15 protein-coding genes and 2 tRNA genes are annotated in these 25,886 nt (G+C 47.1%); 16 read left to right on the top strand and 1 reads right to left on the bottom strand.

What is annotated here, in order from left to right; all coding sequences use genetic code 11:
- Positions 1 to 120: 120 nt before the first annotated feature.
- From HPY31_RS21765 to HPY31_RS21815, 11 genes are all read left to right on the top strand, one after another.
- Positions 121 to 3,258: an efflux RND transporter permease subunit gene (locus HPY31_RS21765; RefSeq protein WP_016743530.1), complete on the top strand. Its 3,138-nt coding sequence runs from the start codon at positions 121 to 123 to the stop codon at positions 3,256 to 3,258.
- Between the two features lie 28 nt (positions 3,259 to 3,286).
- Positions 3,287 to 4,513: an efflux RND transporter periplasmic adaptor subunit gene (locus HPY31_RS21770; RefSeq protein ID WP_172142427.1), complete on the top strand. Its 1,227-nt coding sequence runs from the start codon at positions 3,287 to 3,289 to the stop codon at positions 4,511 to 4,513.
- Positions 4,514 to 4,566: 53 nt separating this feature from the next.
- A complete protein-coding gene (locus HPY31_RS21775; protein WP_172142428.1) occupies positions 4,567 to 4,707 on the top strand; it encodes a hypothetical protein in 141 nt (46 codons plus the stop codon).
- Between the two features lie 35 nt (positions 4,708 to 4,742).
- Positions 4,743 to 5,453, top strand: a complete 711-nt coding sequence (locus HPY31_RS21780; RefSeq protein ID WP_015891503.1) for a cytochrome c biogenesis CcdA family protein — start codon at positions 4,743 to 4,745, stop codon at positions 5,451 to 5,453.
- Between the two features lie 23 nt (positions 5,454 to 5,476).
- Positions 5,477 to 6,010, top strand: coding sequence for a TlpA family protein disulfide reductase (locus HPY31_RS21785; RefSeq protein ID WP_064199206.1), 534 nt, complete (start codon positions 5,477 to 5,479; stop codon positions 6,008 to 6,010).
- A gap of 171 nt (positions 6,011 to 6,181) precedes the next feature.
- Positions 6,182 to 6,379, top strand: a complete 198-nt coding sequence (locus HPY31_RS21790; protein ID WP_142496758.1) for a hypothetical protein — start codon at positions 6,182 to 6,184, stop codon at positions 6,377 to 6,379.
- A 289-nt stretch (positions 6,380 to 6,668) separates the two neighbouring features.
- Positions 6,669 to 6,839 (top strand): YycC family protein, encoded by a 171-nt coding sequence (locus HPY31_RS21795; RefSeq protein WP_015891498.1) that lies wholly within the window; start codon positions 6,669 to 6,671, stop codon positions 6,837 to 6,839.
- A 28-nt stretch (positions 6,840 to 6,867) separates the two neighbouring features.
- A complete protein-coding gene (locus tag HPY31_RS21800) occupies positions 6,868 to 7,434 on the top strand; it encodes a thioredoxin family protein (protein ID WP_172142429.1) in 567 nt (188 codons plus the stop codon).
- Between the two features lie 66 nt (positions 7,435 to 7,500).
- Positions 7,501 to 7,809, top strand: a complete 309-nt coding sequence (locus tag HPY31_RS21805) for a hypothetical protein (RefSeq protein WP_172142430.1) — start codon at positions 7,501 to 7,503, stop codon at positions 7,807 to 7,809.
- Between the two features lie 97 nt (positions 7,810 to 7,906).
- Positions 7,907 to 7,991, top strand: a tRNA-Tyr gene (locus HPY31_RS21810).
- Positions 7,992 to 8,035: 44 nt separating this feature from the next.
- Positions 8,036 to 8,117 (top strand) — tRNA-Leu (locus HPY31_RS21815).
- A 156-nt stretch (positions 8,118 to 8,273) separates the two neighbouring features.
- Here HPY31_RS21815 and edeQ read toward each other — a convergent pair.
- Entirely contained in the window at positions 8,274 to 8,711 is a 438-nt protein-coding gene (gene edeQ, locus HPY31_RS21820) for an edeine self-resistance N-acetyltransferase EdeQ (RefSeq protein WP_016743538.1), read from the bottom strand.
- Positions 8,712 to 9,013: 302 nt separating this feature from the next.
- Between edeQ and edeP the strand changes: the two genes are divergently transcribed.
- The 5 genes from edeP to edeL all read left to right on the top strand — a co-directional run bounded on the left by edeP (position 9,014) and on the right by edeL (position 25,876).
- Entirely contained in the window at positions 9,014 to 13,519 is a 4,506-nt protein-coding gene (gene edeP / locus HPY31_RS21825) for an edeine non-ribosomal peptide synthetase EdeP (RefSeq protein WP_172142431.1), read from the top strand.
- 79 nt (positions 13,520 to 13,598) lie between these two features.
- Positions 13,599 to 14,846, top strand: a complete 1,248-nt coding sequence (locus HPY31_RS21830) for a lysine 2,3-aminomutase (protein WP_041749467.1) — start codon at positions 13,599 to 13,601, stop codon at positions 14,844 to 14,846.
- 24 nt (positions 14,847 to 14,870) lie between these two features.
- The gene (edeN, locus tag HPY31_RS21835; protein ID WP_172142480.1) at positions 14,871 to 21,389 is read left to right on the top strand and encodes an edeine non-ribosomal peptide synthetase EdeN; all 6,519 of its coding nucleotides are present in this window, start codon (positions 14,871 to 14,873) and stop codon (positions 21,387 to 21,389) included.
- Positions 21,390 to 21,404: 15 nt separating this feature from the next.
- On the top strand, positions 21,405 to 22,568 hold the full coding sequence (locus HPY31_RS21840) for a pyridoxal phosphate-dependent aminotransferase (RefSeq protein ID WP_172142432.1): 1,164 nt from the start codon (positions 21,405 to 21,407) through the stop codon (positions 22,566 to 22,568).
- A gap of 17 nt (positions 22,569 to 22,585) precedes the next feature.
- Complete coding sequence (gene edeL, locus HPY31_RS21845) at positions 22,586 to 25,876, top strand: edeine non-ribosomal peptide synthetase EdeL (RefSeq protein WP_172142433.1); 3,291 nt, start codon at positions 22,586 to 22,588, stop codon at positions 25,874 to 25,876.
- The last annotated feature ends 10 nt before the right edge of the window (positions 25,877 to 25,886 follow it).

Below are 25,886 nucleotides of genomic sequence, written 5' to 3' on the forward strand. Positions count from 1 at the left end.
GGTTTCACCCCTTTATATTTCGTTAAACGAAATGTTACTGTGAAATTTACCTTGTTCATTTCGTTATGCGAATTATTTCTCACAAAAAATTAGCAGATATATAAAAAAGAGGTGAGTGGATTGAATCTTTCTGAACTATCGATTAAACGCCCGGTCACCATGATTATGTTGACTCTGGCCATGCTAATTTTTGGTTTCGTCTCACTGCCTCGCTTGGCGATTGATCTCATGCCGGATTTGAACTTCCCGGTTGCTGTCGTGGTTACATCCGTAGACGGCGGATCTCCAAGTGAGGTAGAAAAACTAGTAACGAAGCCGATTGAGGACGCACTTGCAACGGTATCCGATTTAGATAGTATACAATCGGTATCGATGGAAGGCGCCTCGCAGGTTATCCTCATGTTTAACTGGGGGACAGACCTTGATCAGGCGACTCTCGACATGCGGGAGAAGGTAGATCAGGTTCGTGGTTCTTTGCCTGACTCAGCCAGAGCGCCACGCGTACTGCGTATTGACCCGAATAGTACACCGATCATTGAGTTTGCGGTGACGGGTGAGCAAGATATCAACAAATTGAAAAAGATGGCAGAGGATATGATCCAATCACGCCTGGAGCGTATTGATGGGGTCGCATCTGCTTCCATCAGCGGTGGACAAAGCCGGATTATCGATGTTACCGTCGACCCAGCCAAACTGGCGGCGTATGGTTTGTCACTTGACCAAGTCCAGCAGGCTCTACAGGGCAGCAACTTGTCAGGTTCCGGTGGAGCGGTACGTGAGGGTGATGCCAAACTCAACATCCGTGTACAAGGTGAGTATGCTGATGTCGATCAAATCGCGCTGACACCAATTTCTGTTGGAGGAAACTCCATCAGGCTCAGCGATATTGCCCAGGTAAAAGACACGCATCAAGATGTAACGCAAATGAGTTACGTGAATGGAACACCTAGCTTGGGTATTAGAGTGACAAAAGCTTCTGGCGGAAACACCATTGAGGTAGCAGATGATGTAAAAGCTGAGCTGGAGAAAATCAAAAGCGAACTGCCAGAAGGCGTTCAAATCATTACAACTCTAGACACATCCACCTACATTAAGGATTCCGTTTACACGACCGCTGAACATGCCCTGTTGGGTGGCGGTATCGGTATGATCTTGCTGTTCTTCTTCTTGGGCAGCTTGCGATCCATGGTAATTGCGGTCATCGTTCTTCCTGTATCGATCGTCGCTACGTTCTTGCTGATGTACATGTCAGGACAGACGATCAACCTGATTTCCCTTTCCGGTTTGACGTTGGGATTAGGATCATTGATTGACTTTGCGGTTGTTATGCTCGAGAATGTTTTCCGTCATCGAGAACAGGGAAAAGGTATGATGGAAGCGGCCTTGGATGGTTCCAAAGAAGTAGGTACAGCAGTAATGGCTTCTGCTTTGGCGCAAATTTGCGTATTCTTGCCGATTGCCCTCACGGAAGGTATTGCTTCTGAGTTGTTTGGACCACTTGCATTGACGGTTGTTTACTCACATATTGCGGCGCTTGTATTCTCCATTTTGCTGGTGCCGATGCTGAGTTCGAGAATTTTGAACAAAATTCCGTCGCATACGCATCATGAGAACTATCGTGGAATTAATCCAGTTACTTGGTTCAACATTGGATTTAGCAAAGTAGAAAAAGGCTACCAAGGATTGTTAAAATGGTCATTGGGCCATCGTAAAACAGTCATGATTTCTTCGGTTGTCCTGATGGTGGGCTCTCTCGCATTAACTCCGATGATCGGGGCAGAGTTTATCCCAGCTATGGACCAAGGTCAGGTAAACATCTCCATTAAAATGCCGAATGGTACGGTTTTGGCTGAAACCGAAAAAGTAACCAGACAAGTAGAAGAAATTGTCAACACGGTTCCAGAGAAGAAAATTGTAGCGACTTCGGTTGGTAGCAATGCATCACCGATAGCGAGTACATTGTCATCCAATCAGGGAACGATCACCCTGATGCTGGTAGATCTCGACCAGCGCAAACGTTCCTCCAATGAAATTGTGATGGATCTCCAGGAAAAGCTGAAGCATATTGCCGGACCAGAAATTAAGGTAAGTGCACCAGCCGGTATGTCTACAGGTTCCCCCATTCAATTGAAGGTGAGCGGGGATGACTTGGCTGTACTGAAAGACATCAGTGGTATCATTAAAGGCGAGATTGAGAAGGTACCTGGTACGAGTAACGTAACAACCAGCTTGGAACAATCAAGACAAGAGCTGGAAGTGAAAATCGATGCTGAGAAGGCGAGCTTGTACGGATTGACGACAGGACAAATTCTCTCCAGTGTTCGTACTTCCTTCCAAGGTCAAACGGTAACGCACTATCGCACGGGTGATGATGAGATTGACGTCAACCTCAAGCTGCCAAAATCGTATCAGGAAGATATCAACTTCTTGAACAATTTGCGAATTTCCGCTCCTGGTGGGGCACAGATCGCATTGACCTCGGTTGCGACTATCAATAAGATAGATGTTCCGGTATCGATTAACCGTGCCAACTCAAGCCGTGAAGTTCAAGTAACAAGTGATTTGGCAGGGCGTGACCTGAGCTCTGTTACACGGGAAGTGCAAGAGAAAATTTCGAAGCTGAATCTCCCGGATGGCTACACAGTCGATTTTGGCGGGCAAAGTGAAGAAATGATGGAATCATTCAGTAGCCTTGCTCTCGCGATTGTCCTGTCAGTCGTGTTGCTCTATATGGTAATGGCTGCACAGTTTGAATCGCTATACACCCCATTTATCATTATGTTCTCCGTGCCACCAACCGTTACAGGCGTTCTGCTTGGACTATTGGTGACAGGCACGACGATCAGCGTTGGGGTTTTGATCGGATACATTTTGTTGATCGGTCTGGTCGTGAACAACGCGATTGTATTGATCGACTACGTGAACCAACTACGTGCAAAAGGTATGGAGCTGTTTGATGCGATCCTGCACGCTGGCCCGATTCGTCTTCGTCCGATTTTGATGACGACACTCACCACGATTCTGGCAATTGGACCACTTGCGTTCTCTGGTGGCGCCGGATCTGAGACGAACGCACCAATGGCCGTGACGGTTATTTTCGGTCTTGGATTCTCTACTTTGATTACATTGGTTCTGGTTCCTGTCGTTGCTTCTTGGTTTGATGATGCAGGGAAAAAGAGACGCTTGAAGCGCCAGTTGAAACTAGAAAAGAAACTTGCTAAGAAACAAAAGAAAATCAATCCCGCTTTGGAATCGTAAGACGTTTGTGGGAAGAGGAGGGACATACATGAAACGAAGTAAAAAACCCGTCATTTTGGCATTGCTGGCCATCACTCTAGTGGCAGGGTGCTCCAGCCCGCAAGCGGAAACGCCGCCTACGGAAACGGTGGAAGCCGCAACCCCTGTACAGGTTGAAACTGTTGCTACGGGCTCAGTAGTATCAGATTCTGGTCTCACGGCAAAGCTGGCGCCGAGTGAGGAAGTGCAAGTTTCCCCGAAAATGGGCGGTAAAATTTCTGCCTTGCCAGTGAAACTGGGACAATACGTGACAAAAGGTCAAGTATTGTTCAAGCTCGATGAAAAAGATCTGGTGAACGGTGTCAAGCAAGCAGAAGCAGCCTACAATGTCTCAAAAGCCAGCTTAAACCAAGCAGGCAGCAGTTCAGATCAAGGCTTGGTGCAAGCAAAAAATAGTCTGAAGCAGGCAGAAACTGCCCTTCAGGATGCAAAAGTCAACCAGCAGCGGATGCAACAGCTCTTTTCACAAGGAGCGATTTCCGCACAGCAGATGGAACAGGCAAACTCCCAACTGACAACAGCACAGACTTCTTATGATAACGCACAGCAGGCTTTACAATCAGCTGGTCAAAAAACGAGCGTACAAGTTTCTGAAGCATCTGTGCAGCAAGCACAAGTAAGTCTGCAAAATGCTCGTGAGCAATTGGCGAATGCGACTGTGACGTCACCGATCAACGGATATATTTCCAGCGTAAGCGGTGCAGTTGGTCAAATGGCAGGTCAGCAGCCGGTTGTGGTTGTCGTTAACACGAACCCACTTCTGGTAAAAGCAAATCTGTCAGAAGCAGATATCACAAAAGTAAAAGTAGGAACAACCGTAAAAGTAAACGTACAATCGACAGGAAAAACGATTGATGCCAAAGTGACGGCGATGAGTCCAGTCATGGATTCGCAGCTCAAGGCATACCCAGTGGAGATTACGATTCCGAACCCATCCAATGAGCTGAAGTCCGATATGGTTGTGAATGTGACCTTCCCATCGGTTGGGGAAAGCGGAGCAAAATCGATCGTTGTAACGCGCGGTGCCGTTTTTGATCGCGATGGCAAACAGTATGTATTCAAGCTGGAAGGTGACATTGCCAAACAAGTCGAGGTCACTACAGGCAAATCCTCCAGTGATCAGATCGAAATTTTGACAGGCTTGTCTGCCGGCGATAAGATCGTGGTAAAAGGGCAAACATTGCTACAAGATGGCGGCAAAGTTACGATTCAGTAAGAAAAAGAGTAGCAAAAAAGGGACGGAGTACATCCGTCTCTTTTTTGTGTACAATGGAAGTACTCGGCCATATTATGGATACAGAGCGAATCATGAGCTATCTTTATCTATCTCATTATGAAAAGGAAATTGTCACGGATTTAAGACAAAGTGTCATTGCTACTTTTGAAGGGGGTAAAGATTCGATACAATGAGAAGATAGTGGATAAAATACCCAGCGGAGGTACATATGACTGGCGATATTACTGTGTTTGTGGCTTTTGCAGCAGGTTTTCTCTCGTTTATTTCTCCTTGCTGCCTGCCGCTTTATCCGTCCTTTTTGTCTTACATAACTGGAGTAACGATTGATGAGGTAAAGAAAGGGAGAGCGGTTTTTCGCAAGGAAGCCTTCTTGCATACCTTTTTCTTCATTGTCGGGTTTTCGATCATTTTCGTTGCGCTGGGACTGTCTACATCTTGGATCGGAAGCTTGTTCACCGACCAGCAGGATTTGATTCGTCAATTGGGCGGTATTTTACTTGCTGTTATTGGCTTTGTTATGCTTGGCGTGTTTAAAATGGATTGGATGATGCGTTCTTTTAAAATCGATTTAAAATCGAGGCCATTGGGGTATACTGGGTCCATACTGGTGGGAATGACGTATGCAGCTGGCTGGACACCTTGTGTGGGACCCATTCTTTCTGGCATTATCGTCATGGGTGTATCCAATCCTTCAAGCGCCTTGGCTTACACATTGGCGTATACACTTGGTTTCGCCATTCCTTTTTTTGTCATGACGTTCTTCATCAGTAAGGTGAAAGCGATTGTGAAGTATTCCGACCTGTTTATGAAAATCGGAGGAGCCATTATGATTTTGTTCGGTATTCTTCTGTATACAGATAAACTGACGGATATCACACGCGTTCTCATTCAAATGTACGGTGGCTTTACGGGATTCTAACTCAGTAGGGCAGAGGTGACAAGATGAAAAAACTGTTGCTCGCGGTGATCGTACTATTGGGGGTCGGACTTGCTGTTTGGGAAAAGCCTCAAGAAACAGCCGCAATCGTAGCAGAGGTTCAAAAACCGGAAGTTGGTTTTGCGGCTCCTCATTTTACACTGACAGGATTGGATCAGCAGACGTACAAGGTAGAAGGAAAAAGGGCGAAACCATTGGTCTTGAATTTTTGGGCTTCCTGGTGTGGACCATGCAAGCTGGAAGCGCCTGATTTACAAAAAGTCTATGAAAAATACGGTGGACAGGTTGATCTGTATGGTGTGAACGTCACGAGCAATGACAGCCCGGAAGCAGCCATGGCCTTCGTCACCAACTATAAGCTAACATTTCCGATACCGATGGACGTAGCTGGAACTGTGTCGAACCGTTACAAGGTGATGGCATTCCCAACGACTTACTTGATTGACGCGGATGGGATCGTACGAAAAAAGATCATTGGCATGGTTGATGCTCCTACACTGGAGCTGGAACTGCGCCAGTTGTTAAGTCCAAAGCCATAAGGAAGGCACATAAGTCGCTGGGGGAGAATTCTCCGGCGGCTTTTTCTATTTGTGACACGTTTGACAAGGCCCATTTTGCAGACGATCATCTTGATTTTGTATGCTTGCCTAAAGAGCGGTGGTGTTCTCCTTCATAGACTGGAGTGATCTAGGGCAAAGGGAGGAAAACGGATGGCCAAGGGCAAAAAGGTAAAGAAGAAGAATACACGACAGCATCCCAATCAAGTACAACTGAGAATCGTAACGTCCCATACATGTCAAGTATGCAAACAGCAATGTGCAAGAGGGTTGGCATATCTGGAACAGATGTCCCAGCCCGGCGCGATCGGCTTTGGTGTACCATGCATCCTTACCAAGCAAAAGCCATAGTTCGTCCTTTTCCATTGTGCGGGATATTTTGCTCACGAGAGATAGTCCCTTCGCGTACGGTGAGAAGGGATCAAACAGCCCTGACTCCATTTTGGAGCTACCTATGGGTGGCTCTTTTTTAATTTTTCATTAAGAATTGGCCTGAGCAAATGTGAAAGAGGGATCAGTAGAGCCAACATGTTACAAAGGTTAAAGGCTCCCAAGTGTCAGGCTTGCATGCTGGCAGGTTTAACGGCTGTGTATTATACTGAAGGGACTGATGAAAGCAAGGGAAAGGAGCAAAATTGACATGCGTCCATTACAAATATCACCGGAGACGGCAGTCAAACTGGCGGAAGCACTTCAGGTACCTTTGGAACGCCTCATGCACATGCCGCAGCATATTTTGTTGCAAAAAATGATGGAGCTGGCTAATCAAGAAAAGGAAGCAAACGAAGCAGCGAATAAAAACCAAGAATAGGCGAAGCGATACAAAAGGAGGAGAAAAAATGGGGGCAAATGTAGCACATAAATTCCGTGCGGGGCTCAAGCCACAAGCGTTTGTGGAAAGCATGACGAAAAATCAGGATACATACCAAAACTGGTCGGATGCATTTTCATGGGAGGATGAACAAGACCGTGCGTTTTTTGCTTCTCTCCAGCATCGTGATGACCTCAGATGCTTAATCTTGGCTGCGGAATGGTGTGGCGACGTCGTTCGCAACTTGCCAGTCGTCTTGCATGCCTTGAAAGAAACAGACATGCCAGTGGAAATTATGGTGATGGAAGAACACCTCGATCTCATGGATGAGTTTCTTACGATGGGTGGTCGGGCGATCCCTGTTGTTATTTTCGCAGACACGGGTGGACATGTTCTGGCAAAATGGGGACCACGACCGAAGCATGTCCAAGCTGTCATGACGGCATTCAAACAACAAAACCCGGACCGAAACGCCACGGATTATGAAGAGAAGATTAAAGTAGCGCGTGCCGAAATGCTCGAGCAGTATGGAGAAGGCACTGGCTACCAGCAAGTGATTATCAAAGAACTGAGAGAGCTACTTTCCTCGATCTAATCTATTACATCCATAGCAGGGCGGAGTCACGGCTCCGTCCATTTTCATGCAGAAAGGCTGAATAACATGTATTACTACGGGAATGAAACGATTATGTCCTTGGAGCAGGTGCTTCGCTTAAAAGCATCGGAAGTTCGAATTTTGGAGTGGGTACGTACCTACGAGTTTTTAGAAAACAGTTATGGAATCGATGAAGCCGTTCCCTACTTCTTGGAGATAAAATGTGAAGAAGGGCAAGTGAAGATTCGCAAAAACCGTATACTTGACTTCCCGGAATACGCCTGTGAGGGAGAAGCAATCTTTCAAGAAGTAGATGAGGCACTGCGCGTCTTTCACGAGTGGGCACAGGAGATCTTGGCGAAAAAAGAGAGTTAATGAAAATAATATGTTGACGTCAAACAAAGTTCATGATAAATTAATAAATGTCGCTTCTGGTTGAAGAGAATAGCAGAAGATAGACAGCACATATTGTGGGGAGATAGTGAAGTGGCTAAACACGGCAGACTGTAAATCTGCTCCCTCCGGGTTCGGCGGTTCGAATCCGTCTCTCCCCACCATTGATTTTCTATCGATGATGTGCTAATTTATTCATAGTTCACTTGCCGGTGTGGCGGAATGGCAGACGCGCGCGACTCAAAATCGTGAGGGAAACCGTGGGGGTTCAAGTCCCTTCACCGGCACCATATCAAAAACGAATGCACACTAACCATGATGTTTACAGACACATGGATGGTGTGCTTTTTTACTATACGGGAAACAATTCAAACAGCGGCGAGTCTAAGACTTGATTTTCAGGTCTTAGGTCGCCGCTGCTTCATTTTTGGGTAATGAAAGCTCGCTTAAAAGTTCAATTCTGCAATCGTCTCGCCGAACAAAACCATGCCATTCTTTTGAAATCCGAGCGAAGCGTAAAGGTTTTCGGCTGCGACATTGGCTGGGGCATAGCCAATGACAATTTTTTGACAATCTTCCTTTGCTTTCAGGATCTCAATGACTTGTGAAATCGCAGTACGTCCATATCCTAGACGTTGGTACTTCGCATCAATTAAGAGTCTGTAAATCCAGTAATTTCCATCGTCGGGGTCAAGCCCATACATGACAAAGCCAACCATCGTGTCATCATGGTATATGGCCAAAGGAACAAATGTCGTTTGAAACTTTGATTCAGCGATGGAGTAAAGGTTTGGGGCAACAAACTCGCTCTGTTCGGGAGTAGGTTCCAGTTCAATACACTCTTCCCAGTTTTCCAAAGTTACTTCACGAAGTGTCACAGACATCTAATCACATTCATCCTTCCGGGGAATTGTTATTTTGTCAATATATTACATTTTATCCTACGTGAAAAGAAAGTCAAAATCAATAGAGTGCACAAATTTTTTTCTATATCTATGCAGCACCAGAGAAAGGGAAAGAGAGAGAATTAGTCAAATTTTCAGAAATAACAATTTATGGAAAATTCATTTGACACTACAGAAGAGTCATCTATATAGTTGAAACTGGAAGTATTTGTAACCGATTTGATTTTTTACCATGTCTGAGTTGTGATTACATCTACACAATTCAGAAAGGGGGATATTCTTTGCGCCAAGATAAGAAGCAATGGAAGGTCGGTTATCCTTTAAGTCATCCACAAAAGCGTATCTGGTATACGGAAAAATTACATCCACAGCTTCCTATCCATACGTTAGGGGGGATGGTGCGCGTTCAAGGAAAGGTGAAGCTGGATGTACTGGAAGCGGCCATTCACCTGTTCATTCAAAAGAACGATACCTTGCGACTCAACTATCAGGAGGAAGAGACAGTCCTTCAGTTTGTTGGAGAGTACGAACCGCAGCCATTGCAGGTGTTTGATTTCAGTCAGGAACCGAATGCCCCTGATCGGTGCAGACAATTCCTGCAAGCTTTGTTTACAAAGCCGTTTTCAATCGGACAAGGACCTCTGTTCTACTTTTGTCTGATCCAACTGAGTGACGAGGAAGCGGGGTATTTTGTAAAGCTGCACCATTTAATTGCTGATGGCTGGTCCATCTCAATCATGACAGAACAAATTGCTCACTATTATGACACATTGTTGGCAGGCGGTACCGTTCATGTAGGAGATGAACACGCTTATCAAGCTTTTGTCGACAGGGAGCATGCCTATGCTCAGTCTGAGAGATTTGAAAAGGACAAGCGCTACTGGCGGGACAAGTTTCAGAGCTTGCCCGTAATCACGACATTACAAAAGGCAACAGATACTACCGAAGGCAAGCGCAAAGTCTATGCATTCAACAAGGAAGATTCGACAAGAATACGCCAGTTTGCGGACCAGATGAAATGCTCGCTAAACTCCGTGTTTGTAGCTCTCGTCAGTCTTTACCTTCAGCGTTGTACGAGGCAAGAAGAAATCGTGATCGGTACGCCGTTGTTAAATCGTTCAGGCAAAGTGGAGCGCAAAATATTCGGGATGTTTACCAGCACCATGCCTTTTCGTCTGGCAGTTCCGATGGAAATGGATGCCTTCGATTATGTTAAATATGTCAACAGGGAATTGACTTCCTGTTTTTTTCATCAGAAATATCCGTACGATTTGCTGGCTCAAGAGTTGGAATTGAAGAAACATGGCTATGACAGCCTGTTTCAGATTTGTGTGAATTATTACAGCACGCAGCTGCCCTTCACCCTTGGCGGGTACTCCGTGACGAATGAGGAGTTTTACAACGGTCACCAGCTGTATTCGCTCCAAGTCATTATTAGGGAGTGGGCTACAGATGAACAATTGACGCTGGAATTGGATTATAAGATCGCCGAGTACACGGAAGAAGATATTGACCGGATAACGGATCATCTCGTGCGGCTACTCAATCAGATGATCTCGAATCCAGAAGTACCGCTATCCAATCTGAACTTCCTTGCTGAGGAAGAGCTGGAACTACAGCTCCATACATGGAACGATACTGCATCTTCCTATCCCAGCGAGAAGACGGTTGTCCAGTTGTTTGAAGAGCAAGTAATGCGCTCGCCACAAGGAATTGCATTGGAGTCAGAGGGGCGCACACTGACATTCCAGGAACTGCAGGATCAAGTGAATCGACTGGCTCACGTGTTGCGTAACCGAGGAGTTGGTCCTGGTGTAATTGTTGCGTTGCTAGCAGATCATTCGCCAGAGATGATCATCGGACTGTTGGCTGTTCTAAAAGCTGGCGGGGCATACCTTCCGATTGATCCTCAACTCCCTTCACAGCGTATTGAATATCTGCTTTCTGACTCTAGAGCGGACCTGTTGCTTCGTCACACTTCGAGAAAAGTGGATATTTCGTGGTCCAAAGCAATTCTGGAGCTCGGTGATTCGTCCCTGTATCGAAATGATGGGGCAATCCTGGAATCGGTCAATCAGCCAGATGATTTGGCCTATGTCATTTATACATCAGGCTCTACTGGAAATCCGAAGGGAGTCATGGTTACTCATCGAGGGCTAGTCAACTATATTTCGTGGGCGAAAGACCGCTATCTCTCTTGTCCTGAAGAAGCGTTTGCTCTGTATTCCTCACTGGCATTTGATTTGACGGTTACGTCCATTTTCTGCCCGTTGGTAAAGGGAAATCGGATGGTTATTTATCCTCACTCCGATTCTGAGTTTGTGTTATCGCGCATCTTTAGTGACGGACGCTCCCATGTTGTAAAGCTGACACCTGCCCATCTGTTTTTGCTGCAAGAGATTGCTCTGCCTTCTACTACGGTAAAGAGAGTGATAGTGGGCGGCGAGGACTTGAAGGTGAGTCTGGCTGAGGCCATTCATGCGAAATGGAACGGACAAATCGAAATTCTCAATGAGTATGGCCCTACCGAGACAGTAGTCGGATGCATGATCTATCAATACGATCCAGTGACAGATGTCGAAGGATCTGTACCAATTGGACATCCGATCAGTAACGTGCAGCTCTATATTTTGGATTCATATGGGAAGCCAATCCCAATCGGATCGACTGGAGAGCTATTCATCTCGGGAGATAGTGTGGCACGGGGGTATCTTAACCGCGAGGAATTGACGCAAGAGCGTTTCCTACCCGATCCGTTTCAGCCAGGGAAAGTGATGTACAAGACAGGCGATCTGGTTCGCTATCGTCCCAATGGGGTCATGGAGTATTTGGGGCGAGCTGACTATCAGGTGAAGATTCATGGATACCGCATTGAGTTGGGTGAAATTGAACAGCAGCTACTTGGTCATTCTTCTGTGCGTGAGGCAGTGGTGATTGATCGAATGGATACGTGGGGGCGTAAGTACCTTTGTGCTTATTTGATCACGGAAACATCTTTCCGGGAAAAAGAGCTCCGCGAAGAACTGGCAAGTCGATTGCCCGCTTACATGATCCCTTCGCAAATCGTGCAGCTTGAACAATTTCCGCTGACCTCAAATGGCAAAGTTGATCGAAAACAGCTTCCCGAACCCGTCATGGAGCGAAAAGGTGCGGAGGATGAAACCAGTCCTCGTGACGAGTTTGACAAGCTATTGGTTGAAGTGTATGAGGACGTGCTCGGTCATTCGCCATTTGGTTTACAGGACCCGTTTTCCCAGCTAGGGGGGGACTCGATCAAGGCGATTCAGGTTTCTTATCGATTGCATCAGCGGGGAATCAAGATTCCGGTTAGAGACATCTTGATTTATGACACGATTGCAGAACTAAAAGCGAGAAGTGACTGGAGTTGGGGAGTGGAACAGATCCCACAAGAGCCGTGTACGGGCGAGTTGCCTTTATCTCCCATTGTATCTTGGTTTTTGTCACAACAGTTCCGCAATGCTGATCATTGGAACCAGTCGTTGCTCCTCGAAAGCAAGGAAAAAGTAACGCTGGAGGAGTTTGAGGCGAGTCTGTCAGCACTGGTTAATCATCACGATTGTTTGCGACTCAATTACTCGGCAAAAGAGGGGAAGCTCTTTTACAATGAGCGCCACCTAACCAATCGAGTGTCAGTATCTTACGTCGACCTTTCTTCCTTACCGCAAGAAGAACAGGAGAGAAGAATGCTTGAGGCGATGAGAAATTGTGCTGTTAGCTTCAAGTTGGAAGAATCAATCCTGTTTACCGGTTGTCTCTTTGAATTGGGACCGAATCGACCTCAGCGATTGTTTCTGACGGCCCATCATCTTGTTGTGGACGGCGTTTCCTGGAGGATTATCCTGGAAGATTTGATGAGCGCCTTGGCCAGTCTGAAACGTAATGAGTCGATTGTCTTACCAGATAAAACGCATTCGATGCAAGCGTGGATCAAGGAAGTCTCCTCCTATTATCAGTCGGCTCAAGCAAGCAAAGAAAAGGCATATTGGGACATGGTTTCCATCCCGGAAGACCAGCTACCGACTGACTTCGATTTTGGCGAAGACTTGGTAGAATACAGCGCTACATCTACTCGCACACTTTCAGCCGAGATGACATCGCGACTGTTGACAACAGCCAACCGAATGTTTAATACGGGTCCCCAAGACCTATTGGTTGCAGCACTTACTCGGACACTGAGTGATGTGTTTGATAGGGAGCGTCTCTTACTGGTAATGGAGTCACATGGGCGTGAGTCTTCTATTCATACGATGAACGTAACCAGAACAGTAGGATGGTTTACCAGCATGTATCCTGTTTTGTTTGAAACGAATCCATCTAATCGGACCGATCACCTAAAAGGGATAAAGGAGAAGTTGCGCCAGATTCCGATGGGGGGGCTTGGGTTTGGCTGGCTAAAGCCTGATCTGCTCGCGGCAGTGGAAAAATCCCATGTACGATTCAATTATCTGGGATCCGTGGATAATCAACTGAGTGATGAGCTGGTTCTCATGGGAGGAAACTTGGCGGTTGATGCCGGAGTGGGTAATCATTTGACAGCACTGCTTGACGTGGCTGCTCTCATTCGTCAAGGAGAACTTCAGGTTTCTGTTACGTACAGCTTGCGCAAGTATAGCGAGGAGACCATGGAGAAGTTACTTACGTTGTTTATCAATGAATTGGAGCAGCTCATTGATCATTGCTGCCACCAAGAGGTCCCTGAATTTACACCATCGGATTTTGAAGAGGTGGAATTGACGCAAAAAGAGCTGGATTTGCTGTTTGGTTAAGAAGCGAATCTCATGCTTGACCAAGTTTTCCGAGAAGCCAAAAATGACGAGTGTTTAATGAATGACAGGAGGGATTACATTGAGTGTCAAGGTACTAATGGGAAAAAAGGGATTTGAGGAATTCGCAACAATTGTCGGCTTTACAGAAGCTGAAAAGGAAGAACGCGGTGCATTGCTGGAGCAGTCTTATATGCCGTTCAAGGTGACTCGCTATTATGCCGAGTTGATTGCGAGTCAATCAGAGCCTTATCGTACCCAGATGATCAATATCGTGCTTCCGCCACCGGGAGTGAAACCCTATAAAGGCCGTTTTGATCCATATGGAAACAAGTCGTACCGTCAGGATGAAACAGCTTTCCTGCAACACAAGTACAAAAAGACATTGTTGCTTCACATCGACGACTTTTGTATTGCCAACTGCCAGTTCTGCTATAAAGTGAACGAAATCCGCCACGAGGATATTGGATACACCAATATTATGGACAAGGCAGAAAGGGCAGTGCAGTATTTGGAAGCCCATCCGTACATCGATAATGTCCTCTTTACCGGTGGAGACCCTGCTTCTTTCCGTAAAACTTCTGACTTAATCAAGCTGATCAGCACGCTGTTAAGTGTGAAGAGTATTCGACTCGTTCGCTTTGCAACTAAAGCTTTGGCTTATGACCCTGCACGTTTTCTTGATGGAGAGCTGCTGGCGTTTTTTGACCAAGTAAGACAGACGCCCGGTAAGCAGGTAAGTGTGATTTCCCAGTTTAACCATCCAGGGGAAATCAGTGACGTTTCGATCCAAGCAACGCAAGCACTGCTATCAGTCGGTGTCCAGATTCGCGGACAGCCTGCTATCATTCGTGGCGTGAACGATTCTGTCGAGACCTTGATCGACTTGCAGCGCAAGTTTTTGGATAATCGAATCATTTCGTATTATTTGACGGTGTTCATGCCAGTTAGGGGAGTCGAGCAGTATGCCATTCCACTGGACGAGGCGTTCCGGAATGTAGCTGAGTCCAAACGCAATCTGGGTGGCTTAGAGAAAAAAGGGGTGCTTCTTACTTCGCACGACTTTGGAAAATTAGAGATTTGTGGCTTTTATCCGACAGCCGAGCGCCCTGAAAAAATTGTTTTGAAATGGCATCAAGCGGTCGGACCAGACTATCTTCCAGAGCGGTTGAAGGAACTAATCCCAACCCGTTCAGAAGACCTGATGATTTTGGACTACAAACAGGGAGAGATGTACTGCCTCGACCATGTTTTCGAACATAATGGCTTGCCGTACGTGAATGCAGATGGGGAGATCGTGGAAAACCTGCCGAGTGAAGCTGTTCGGTAAGGGAGTCAGGAGAGAAAAATTGTGATGAACAAGATCGACAAAAACAATATAGCTGACATTTTGCCGTTAAGTCCAACGCAGGAGGGCATGCTGTTTTACTACCGACTCCAAAAGGATTCCAATCTGTATTTCGAACAGCATCGGCTAACCCTTCGTGGCAAGTTTCAGCTGGAGTTGTTTACGCAGGCTGTTTCGATGGCGTTTGAGGCCAATGAAATGCTTCGTACGGTTTTTCGCTGGGAGGGGCTTCAAGCCCCTGTCCAGCTCATTCTCAAGCAAAAGACGTTGGAGATTCCTTATTTCGATTGGAGCGAGTTACCATCTGGTGCGCGTGAAAGAAAACTGTCTGCCTTGCTGTCACAGGACAAGCAAACACCTTTCACGCTTGAGTTGGGCAATACCATTCGCATTCAAGTAATAAGGATGGAGTTGTATCGTTATGAAGTCATATGGTCATTTCATCACATTCTCATGGACGGATGGAGCTCTGGCATTCTCCTAAGAGAGATATTTACAGCATATGGACAATTGTGCTCGGGGCTGTCCCCTGCGATCAAACAAAAGGCGAAATATAAGGAGTATCTGCGTTTTCTCAAAGAAGCATCGAAAGAACAATCCTTATCGTATTGGAAAGATTCCTTACAAGGAATTAGCTCGCCTACACCGCTTCCCTATATGCGGGATCGTAACGAAGAGCGGAAGTATTCTTCTTATCATCTTCGGCTTAGTCGAACGCTGTCGGAGACACTGGAGGAAACATCCAAGCGTTACCGTGTGACAATCAGCACACTGTTGCAAGCCGCATGGGGTATTTTGCTGCAAAAATACAGCGATACGCGGGATGCTCTTTTTGAAGTGGCCTACGCCGGACGTCCTGCCCATCTCACCGGAGTAGAGGAAATCGTCGGCCTCTTCATCAAGACGTATCCGCTCCGGGTCAAACGGACAGAAACGACAACAGTCAAAGACCTGCTGGGTGTCATGATGGAAGAGCAGCACCAGATGGCCCCGCACTTGTATGTGCCGGCAGTTGAGTTGAAAAACTGCTCAGAGATGGACGTACAAACCCCTTTGGCGCATAGTTTGTTCGTTTTCCAAAACTATCCAATCGACAAGACGCTGTCCGGATTGGAACTTGATTTCGAGCTAGAAAATATTACTTCACATGAAACAACCGACTATCCATTGGTGCTGGAAGTAACACCAGGTGATGAATGGACAGTCCATGTCAACTACCAGGCATGGAAGTTTCAAGCGAAGGAAATCGAACGCCTTGCGCTTCACTATCAGAGCCTTCTCGAGCAGATTGCGGTTGATCCAGATCAAGAGATTCGTGACCTTACCTTGCTCAGTGATCATGAGCGGCACGAGATGATTGAGGAACAGATGAAAATCGTGCCAGTTCCGAGTAACTACTGCGTGCACGAGTTGATTGATCAAGCGGCAGAAAAAACACCAGATGCAGTTGCGCTTGTACAAGGAAAGCAGACAGTGACTTACAAGGAGCTACAAGAGCAAGCGAATCGCCTGTCTTACGCTCTGCAAAAGGAGGTGACAGATGCAGGTAGACCGATAGTTATCATGTGTGATCGTTCCCCTGAAATGATTACAGCACTGCTAGCTATCCTCAAAGCTGGGTGTTACTATGTCCCACTTGATCCAGACTTGCCAAAAGCGCGAATTGAACAGATCGTAAGCCAGATTCAGCCTAGTCTGATCGTGACAGAGGGCAGCTATCTGGAACTCGTTGCTGACTTGCAAACAAGGGTCTTTCTTCTGGATGAACCAGCTTGCTGGGCACAGGAATTAACGCAAATACCACAGCGAAAAGCGACGCCTTCGAGTACCGCATATGCCATCTTTACTTCTGGTTCAACAGGTACGCCAAAAGGTGTGCGTGTAAAGCACGATCAATTAATCAACGCTCTTTGGTGGCACATTGAATTTGTTGGGTTCGGAGAGCAGACGAGAACGTTGCAGATCGCCACATTGACTTTTGACGCATCGGTTGTCGAGATTTTCTGCACACTCATCAGCGGTGGTACCCTTTGCTTGTTGCAGCGACATGAAAACAAATCCCCGCAAAAGCTAGCGGCAGCCATCGAGAGCCAACAAGCAAACGCGATACTCGTCGTCCCTACGATGTATCACGCTTTGCTTGACCACGCGGCTGATGGATCGCTGGATTCGATTCAAAAAGTGTTGTGTACAGGAGAGATGTTATCTTCTTCGTTAGTAGAACGACATACAGCCCTGTTACCTCAAGCGCAGATGTACAACTTGTATGGTCCGACGGAAAATAGTATCTCGGCATCCGGGTATTGTGTACCGCGACAAGGGCCTTTTGAAAACCCGCTTCCGATCGGATATCCGAGTTACAACGTTCGTGTTTTTCTTCTGGACCAAGATTTTCATCTGTTGCCCAAAGGAGTAATAGGGGAAATGTACGTTGGCGGGATGGGAGTAACGGAAGGTTACATCGCAGACGAGGAAAAAACCAGAGCGTCCTATATCCTGACCCCGTATGGCAGGCTTTATCGTACAGGAGACTTGGCTTGCTGGACGGATGAGGGACATCTGCAATATTTTGGTCGCAAGGATTTCCAAATTAAGATTCGTGGCAACCGCGTTGAATTGGAGGAGATTGAAGCTGTCCTGCGCCGTCAGCCTGGTGTCCGGGAAGCAGCGGTAGTGGCTATTCAGGAGTCAAAGCGCGATCCTTATCTGGTTGCATGCTTGGCCGCGATGCATCCGATTGAGGAAAACGTTCTGAGAGAGGCAGTGCTGACTTATCTGCCTGACTACATGCTACCTGCCTTTTTCGTCCATCTTGATGCCTTGCCTCGGACTCAGAGTGGAAAAGTAGACAAGACTGCCTTGCAACGTCTGGATTACACGCAGTATCGCTCGGGAAAGGAAGATGCCCCGGCAGATGAACTTGAGCAGCAATTGGCACAAATATGGCGAGAACTTTTGGCAGTCGAAAAAGTAAGCGTGCACGATCATTTTTTCTCGCTAGGAGGCCACTCGCTGAAGGCTGCTCAACTCGTGACCAGATTGCAAAAAGAGAGAAAAACGGACATCACAATCAAGGATGTATTCCAGAACCCGACCATTCGACAATTGGCTGATCGCATCAGAGGTAGACAGGCGATATCTTACACACCGATTGATCGGGTCAGTCAAGCTGAGAGATACAGGGCTTCTTCTTCACAGAAACGAATTTTCGTAATGCATGGAATTGAAGGGGAAAGCACCAGCTACAACATGTCGGGTGTAATCGCGGTAAACGGTCATTTGGATGTAAGTCGAGTGAAACGTGTATTTAATGAAATCATCCATAGGCATGAAGCATTCCGTACTTCGTTTGCGGTACAGGATGGAGAAGTGTATCAGTACATCAGCGACCATGTGCCATTTGAGATCCAAACGATGCATAGCGATGGCAGGACATTGGACGAAGTGATGGAGGACTTCCGGCAATCTTTTGATTTGACGAAAGCCCCTCTCCTTCAGGTTTGCCTAGTGGAGGTCACAGCCACTCAGCATTACCTGCTATTCAACTCTCATCATATTATTTTGGATGGCATTTCACTGAATGTGTTAATGGAAGACTTCGCTAGATTGTACGTGGGTGAAGAGCTGCCTGCACTGCCTATTCAATACAAGGACTACGCCGACTGGCAGTGGCAAAAGCGGGGGAGCGAGCAGTGGAATCAGCAGGAAAAATATTGGGTGGACACCTTTAGCGACAGAGTCCCGCTTATGGCTTTTCCACTGGATTACCCGCGTCCCGCTGTTAAGACATTCCAGGGCGATCACCATACGTTCTTCATTACTGATTCTACGTACGGTGATTTGCATGCGTTTGCCAAGCAAAACGAAGTGACTGTCCATGCTGTTTTGATGTCGGCATATTACGTGTTGTTGATGAAATACACGTCTCAGGAAGATTTCGTTGTCGGTTCACTGGTAGCTGGACGAAACCATCCCGATTTGGAGCGAATCGTCGGTGTCTTTATCAACTTCCTACCGATTCGCAATCGTCCTCGTGCCGAGCTCGTGTATACCGATTTTGTACAAGAGGTTCAGCGCAGTCTGTTACTGGCTTATGAACATCAGGAGTATCCGTTTGAAGAAATCGTTGCTCGTAGCGCTGCAGGCATCCAGCAAACGCAAAATCCATTGTTTGATACGATGCTGATCTTTCATAACCAACGGGAGCAAGAAGTCAGGTTTACATTGGGTGACGTGCAGTTTGAAGAGGTTCCGCATGAATCGAAGACGTCGAAGCTTGACTTTAAGCTGGATATTACACCACTCGCTGATCAATTCAGATGCGTGCTGGAATACGATACCCAGTTGTTTAAAGCGGAGACAATGGAAGGCTTTGCAGACAACTATTTGCGTGTACTCGCTGCGCTTCTGAAGCATCCGAAGCAGCGATTGGATGATGTTGACATCGTACATCACCAAGCAGAAAAAGAGGGCGTGATGAACCGCCTTCATCATGTCGGAGTTGCCGTTCCGGAACTGGGTCCGGCTCAAATCATGTATGGCACTCTCGGGTTTGATGCAAGCGATTCCTTGCATGATCCAGAACAAAACGTGTATCTCTCGATGTGCATGAAACCGGGAAGTGTACCAATCGAGTTGATTGCGCCAGTCGATGAAACGTCACCTTGCATTCGTTTGTTAGAAGAGAAGGGGACGGGGCCGTACCATCTATGTTATTCTATTTCCAATATTAATCATTTTTTGAAAAGGTTAGTTGATTCTGGGTTCAAATACGATTTGGTCAGCGCTCCTAAGCCAGCGGTGCTTTTCAATCATAGACTCGTTGCCTTTCTCTTTCTGGAATCGGTAGGCTTGATTGAACTTGTAGAGAGCGAGGATATGAAGCAGGACAGATGGCAAAGCAGCGATCAGCGGTCTGCTGTCCGTTTACTTACACCAGATGCTGATCAGGCATTGTCGTTCTTTACGTTCCTGGGCTACCGTGTTCACGAGAAATATCTGGATCGGCAATCGCAAGCGAGTATCATCACATTGGGCAAAGCGAGTGAGAGCAGTATCCAATTGGTCGAGCCTCTTATGGAACACTCGCAAGAACAGCGGGCGCTCATGAAAAATGGTTGTGGTGTTTACCAAATAGAGGACAGGGTAGCGAATCTGACTGAACGGATCGATACTCTGATTGCGTGTGATATCCCCGTTTCTTTTGCAGACCGGGCAGGACGTAATCTGCTCCTGACAGATGCCCCCTACCTACTTTTAACCGACGGGAAATCAGCCGCCGAAAGACCTAAGCCGATTCTAGGCGAGTTTCATTCGGAAGCTACGCCCATCTATTCCTTCGTTCAGGAACGTTTGCTGAAGCAGGAACAAGAAGAGGGGATTGTGGCTGTCAGATGTTTTGACATCGAGCTTCGAAGCAGAATCGAACCGTCATCTATGAAGCAAGCATGGCAAGCTCTCACGCGACGTTTTCCACAGCTGTTGCCACAAGGCTTATCCGAACCGATTCCACTTGCGTTTTGGGATTTACAGGAGAAAAGCGAGGAAGAGGCAACGGTATGGTTGCGGGATCGATTGATTGCCGAGCAGAAGAGACCGTTTGAGCATCATGCAGGAAGTTTGGCTCGATTTGAACTGGTAAAGCTGGCTGCTGATCACTATCGGTTGATGGGAAGTCTTCACAGCTCCATTAGTGATTGGCGAGGCATCGGACTGCTCCTTGAGGAATGGGAGGCTCTGTATCAGACGATGGCAGAAGGGCATAAACCTTCTACGGAAGAACAGCCTCGCTACGAAGAAGCATTCGCTGTTTGGCAGAAAAAAATGCTTTATTACGGACATCTCGAGGCCGAGCGCCACGAGTGGTTGACAGTAGCCAATCCACTTACTGCTCAACCTTTTGGTACTGGAGGGGTAGCGAAGCGCCAAGTCGAGCAGTATATCGACCCGACGAATCACGCCGATTTACTGCATGTAGCTACTCAGTCCAATCAGGAGCTGGGAGACATCTTACTTGCTTCCTACCTGCTGTTGCTTCGACAGGTCACCCAATTGTCTAGTTTGACGCTTGGGGTAGTGATGACGAATCGGACGCAAAATGCGCTGGAGCATACACTTGGCAACTATGACAACATCGTACCGCTCACGATGGATATGCAGACGATCAGTTCGTTTTCACAATTATTGGATCAAACGAAGCAAGTACGTGCCCGAATGCAAGCGCTCGCGTTGTATCCGTCAGAGCACTGGCAAGCGACGACGAACATGGGATGGCCGACACTTTTTGTCAATCAGACGATTCCGTTCAAAGCTCAGTCAGCTGTTTGGAAACGTGAAGTCAAACGATCAGTCGAGCCAGAGATGGCCGGAAGCCCATTAGTTCTCCAAGTAGCAGAAACTTCGGAAGGTATCCATGTCGTTTTTACCTTTGATCCAGCTATGCTTCAGACGACATATGTTGAATCGCTTTCGGATCGCTATGTGAAAATCCTAAAAATGTTAGCAGAAAAATCCAAAATAAAGTAAAAGGGGTAGGAGAATATGGAAATCAGATCCTCAATTAATTTTCACGACGAGCGCTTTTTGATGTTTGTACTGGACCAGATGGCAAATGAGCTTGAGAGAAACGGTGGAGAAGCGATCCGCATGACTCTTGGGAAGTCAGAAATGCCGCTGCATCCCGAAATTATCAACTCCATGCAACAGGCGTTGAACAGCTTTGAAAAATATTCGCTCGTATATCCAGGTGGTCTGCCTGAGCTGAAAGATAAGCTCGCGACCCACTATCAAACAAAATACGATGTGACAATCAAGCCGGAAAATTTCGTGATCAGTGTCGGTACCAGCACACTCTTCCGTAACCTGTTCTACCTCTTGCTTAAAGAGGGCGATGAAGTGTTGCTGCCACTTCCGTACTACTCGCTTTACCATTTCTGCGCGCTCTTAGTCGGTGCGAAAGTTCGTTACTACAAAATTGATATGGATACATTGAGACTTGATGTGGATTCGTTCAAAGAGAATTTCACAGACAAGACGAAAGTGGTCGTGATCAACACGCCTGGTAACCCTTTGGGAAATATTCTTACAAAAGAGGAATTGTATACGATCGACAGAATCGTAGACGGCCGTGCAGCTATTATCAATGACGAGATTTATGCGAACACTTACTTCGATGACGAGTGCGAATCCGTGATGCAGCTGAAAAATACCAAGTCTACCTTCATCACAACGGATGCGTTTTCCAAAGCGTATCGGATGTATAGCAGACGTGTCGGATATGCGATCGTACCAGATGAGCTGGTGCAACCACTGACGGTCATTCAGCACCACACACTGCTCACAGCTGACCCGGTCGTACAATTCGGGGCAATGGCTGCGCTCGATTACCAGCATGAAGTTGATCATTTAGTCCAACTTTACAAAGGTCGTCGGGACTACACGATTGACGCTTTCCAAAATGTACCCGATGTCCGTGCTCTGCCAGCGAGAGGCAGCTTCTACTTCACGCTTGATTGCGAAGCGTTTATGAAGAGAAAAGGCATTAGCACCTCGCTTGAGTTGGCTACACAAATTTTCGAGGCAACACATGTGGCGACTGTACCGGGTTCTGACTTTGGCATCCCGAACACACTGCGCCTCTCATACTCTGCCGCGAAGTATAACGAGGGAATTAACCGTTTGCGGGAATTTTTCACCACCACCTAAAAAGGGGAAGAGTCGCAATGAATGGACGTATGCAGCTCGATCTGGATCTGAATGAGTTTAACCTGCTCACTGATGATGAAGCGAACTTGTTAACTCGAGTCAATCAGACAGACAAACCTTATCGCAACAAAGTGACAATCGCTGAACTGTTCGCCCGGCAAGCAGAAAAAACGCCTGATAGAGTCGCTGTGGTAGAGGCGGATCGAGAAAGAACATACGCAGAACTACACGCGGAAGCAAACCAGCTAGCCCGTATCTTAAAAGATGCGGGTGTGGTTCCTTCGCAACTCGTAGGAATTCTCGCAGACAGGAGCTCCCGTATGGTAGCGGGAGTTCTTGCCATCCTGCAAGCGGGTGGGGGATACGTCCCGGTTGATCCGCATTATCCCCGAGCTAGAATTCGGTATCTTTTGCAGGATAGCCGCTGCAAGGTGCTTGTAACAGAATCCATCTATCTGGATGAAATTATACCGGATCTACCTGACAGCATCGAAACGATCATTTGTTTGGATGAGACTTCCTTCCAGCACGAAGGATACAAGGTCTATACAGCGTCCGACATTCGCCGCCAAAAGGATGAGGCGATAGCTCCGGCAGGTTCAGAGGATGATGTTGCGTATGTCATCTACACATCTGGTTCGACCGGTACACCGAAGGGCGTCATGATTACGCACAAACAGGTCTTGAATACGTTGTTTTGGCTGGAGGAGACTTTTCCGTTAAGCGAGACAGACGTTGTTGCCCAAAAAACCTCGATTTCTTTTACGGATTCGGTGTGGGAATTGTTTTGGCCGCTGATGGTTGGATCAAAGCTGTCTATTCTGAAAGAGGAAGACGGAAAAGATCCGGGAGCGTTGTATGACTGGCTCCGGGAGCAACGCATTACAGTCACGCAGTTCGTTCCAGCGATGATGAATGTGTTTCTGGCGCATGTGCATTCTCGTAAGGAGCCAGATCCATTGCCCAATTTGAAGTGGGTATTTAATGGAGGAGAAGCACTGACCGCTAATCTGGTTCGCGAATGGAATCGACTGTTCCGTGTTGCGCGAATCGCGAATATTTACGGGATGACAGAATCAGCGATATACGCTTCCGTCTTTCTTTGCACAGAACAGCCTGAGGAAGAAACACTCAGAATCCCTATTGGTGTTCCTATTGCCAATACGCATATGTTCATCCTTGGTCAGACGGGGGAAATTTGTCCCCCTGATGTCAAGGGCGAGATTTGTATCGGAGGAATTGGCATCACCGATGGATATTTGGGCAAGCCTGATTTGACTGAGAAAGCTTTTACCTATCATCCCATTACCGGAGAGCGCCTGTACCGTACTGGAGATGTCGGCTTACTCAGTGAAACGGGAGTTTTTGAATATCTGGGGCGGATGGACGATCAGGTTCAAGTGCGCGGGTATCGTGTGGAACTAAAAGAAGTGGAACGCGCCGTCCTTCAGCATCCCGCTGTAAATCAAGTAGCTGTTTTGGCTATGACTGATCAAATGGGATTGACTGAACTGGGTTGCTACTATGTTGTGCAAATGGACGGTGTTCAGCCGGATGAGCTTCGCGCGCACCTGCTGGAGTGGCTCCCCGAATATATGATCCCGAGTTACTTTATGGAATTGTCGGAGATGCCGCTTACCCCGCATGGAAAGATCGATCGTAAAGCTTTGCCTGCTGTAAAGCCAAGTGCCAATAGTGAATACGTACCTCCAGCAAATCCTATCGAACAAAAGCTGGCTGAGTTGTGGGCGGATGTCTTACAGCTTCCATCCCCTGGTGTACTTGATCACTTTGTCGGACAGGGAGGACATTCGCTCAAGGCCATTCAGCTTTTATCGAGGATTGAAAGTGACTTTCAAGTGAAGCTTTCCATGCGCGACCTGTTTGATGCTCCAACGATTCGTGGTTTGGCTAATCGGATCACAGGCAACCTCCAAGAGATGGAGCAAAAACCGATTCTCTTGCTATCGAATCAGGAATATTACCCTGTCACACGTGCCCAAGAGCGGCTCTACCTGTTGTGGCAGTTGGAAGAAGATGCTACCAGCTATCATACACCGGGAGTTATGCGGGTCACCGGTTCCCTTGATTCAGGGCGTCTCCAAGACGTTGCCGATCAACTCGTCGCACGACATGAGGCCCTGCGCACCTCGTTTCATCTGATGGAAGGTCAGGTGAAGCAAAAAGTACACAGTGACCTGTCTATAGAGATTGAGACATGGCAAGCAGACGAGGAAGCTGTGGAAAAGACAATCGAAAGCTTTTTCAGGCCATTCGATTTAAAACAAGCTCCCTTACTTCGAATCGGTTTAATTAAGCTCGCATCAGAAGATCATCTATTGGTTTTCGACATGCATCATATCATTTCCGATGGCATATCCAAGTCCATCTTGCTTGAGGAATTTTGTACCCTCTACCAAGGACAGGTGTTGCCAGAATTGTCGGTACAGGCCAAGGAATTCGCTTGGTGGCAATCAGAACAAGTTGCCGAGATTGGTTATGCCGAGCATGAAGCCTACTGGTTGAAGGTATTTTCCAAGCAGCCGCAACCGCTGGCAATCCCAACCGATTATCCTCGCCCACAAACCATGACATTTGATGGAGACGAGTTGGTGACTGAGCTGTCTAGGGAATGGGTGGAAAAGCTCGACGCGTTTACCCGTCAGAGTTCTACGACGCTCTACATGCTTCTGTTGGCTGTCTATTCTGTTTTGTTATCGAAATACAGCAATCAGGAAGACATCGTCGTCGGCTGCGATATGGATGGTAGACAACGTGCGGAATTTGCCCCTGTTGTCGGAATGTTTGTTAATACCTTGGCATTGCGAAACTGGCCGAAGAAAGAATTGACCGTCGAAGAGTATATCGGGCAGGTACGCCAAAACGTGCTTAGCGGTTTTGAGCATGGAGACTATCCATTCGATCAACTCGTGAGCCAGATTCAATTGACTCGGGATCCAGCAAGGAACCCGTTGTTTGACGCCATGCTGACCCTGCATCATGCAGCGGAGCAGCAAAAGGTCAGCCTCGATCAAATCGAGTTTGTACCGTACGAGTTTAGACGCAAAGCTGCCATGCTCGATCTGGCTTTGGAAGTGGTTAAGGCTGAGGATCACCTATGCATGCATTGGCAATATAACACGAACTTGTATCAAAGAAGAACAATCGAGAGGATGGCGCAAGACTTTGTCATTCTTCTGGAGCAAATGGTAGCCCACCCGAACCGAACCATCGGACAACTTCAGATCGGTCATGGAGTAGTACAAGTAGCACAGGGACAAGTGGACGACGATGACTTTGCTTTTTAAGAAATACATG

This window comes from Brevibacillus sp. HB1.3 (assembly GCF_013186635.1).
In the GTDB taxonomy this organism is placed as follows: Bacteria; Bacillota; Bacilli; order Brevibacillales; family Brevibacillaceae; genus Brevibacillus; species Brevibacillus brevis_D.

What these genes read in the sequence shown, in the direction of transcription:
- HPY31_RS21770 (WP_172142427.1), top strand. Translation starts at nt 3,287, where the DNA reads ATGAAACGAAGTAAAAAACCCGTCATTTTGGCATTGCTGGCCATCACT.
- HPY31_RS21775 (WP_172142428.1), top strand. Translation starts at nt 4,567, where the DNA reads ATGGAAGTACTCGGCCATATTATGGATACAGAGCGAATCATGAGCTAT.
- HPY31_RS21780 (WP_015891503.1), top strand. Translation starts at nt 4,743, where the DNA reads ATGACTGGCGATATTACTGTGTTTGTGGCTTTTGCAGCAGGTTTTCTC.
- HPY31_RS21785 (WP_064199206.1), top strand. Translation starts at nt 5,477, where the DNA reads ATGAAAAAACTGTTGCTCGCGGTGATCGTACTATTGGGGGTCGGACTT.
- HPY31_RS21790 (WP_142496758.1), top strand. Translation starts at nt 6,182, where the DNA reads ATGGCCAAGGGCAAAAAGGTAAAGAAGAAGAATACACGACAGCATCCC.
- HPY31_RS21795 (WP_015891498.1), top strand. Translation starts at nt 6,669, where the DNA reads ATGCGTCCATTACAAATATCACCGGAGACGGCAGTCAAACTGGCGGAA.
- HPY31_RS21800 (WP_172142429.1), top strand. Translation starts at nt 6,868, where the DNA reads ATGGGGGCAAATGTAGCACATAAATTCCGTGCGGGGCTCAAGCCACAA.
- HPY31_RS21805 (WP_172142430.1), top strand. Translation starts at nt 7,501, where the DNA reads ATGTATTACTACGGGAATGAAACGATTATGTCCTTGGAGCAGGTGCTT.
- edeQ (WP_016743538.1), bottom strand. Translation starts at nt 8,711, where the DNA reads ATGTCTGTGACACTTCGTGAAGTAACTTTGGAAAACTGGGAAGAGTGT.
- edeN (WP_172142480.1), top strand. Translation starts at nt 14,871, where the DNA reads ATGAACAAGATCGACAAAAACAATATAGCTGACATTTTGCCGTTAAGT.
- HPY31_RS21840 (WP_172142432.1), top strand. Translation starts at nt 21,405, where the DNA reads ATGGAAATCAGATCCTCAATTAATTTTCACGACGAGCGCTTTTTGATG.
- edeL (WP_172142433.1), top strand. Translation starts at nt 22,586, where the DNA reads ATGAATGGACGTATGCAGCTCGATCTGGATCTGAATGAGTTTAACCTG.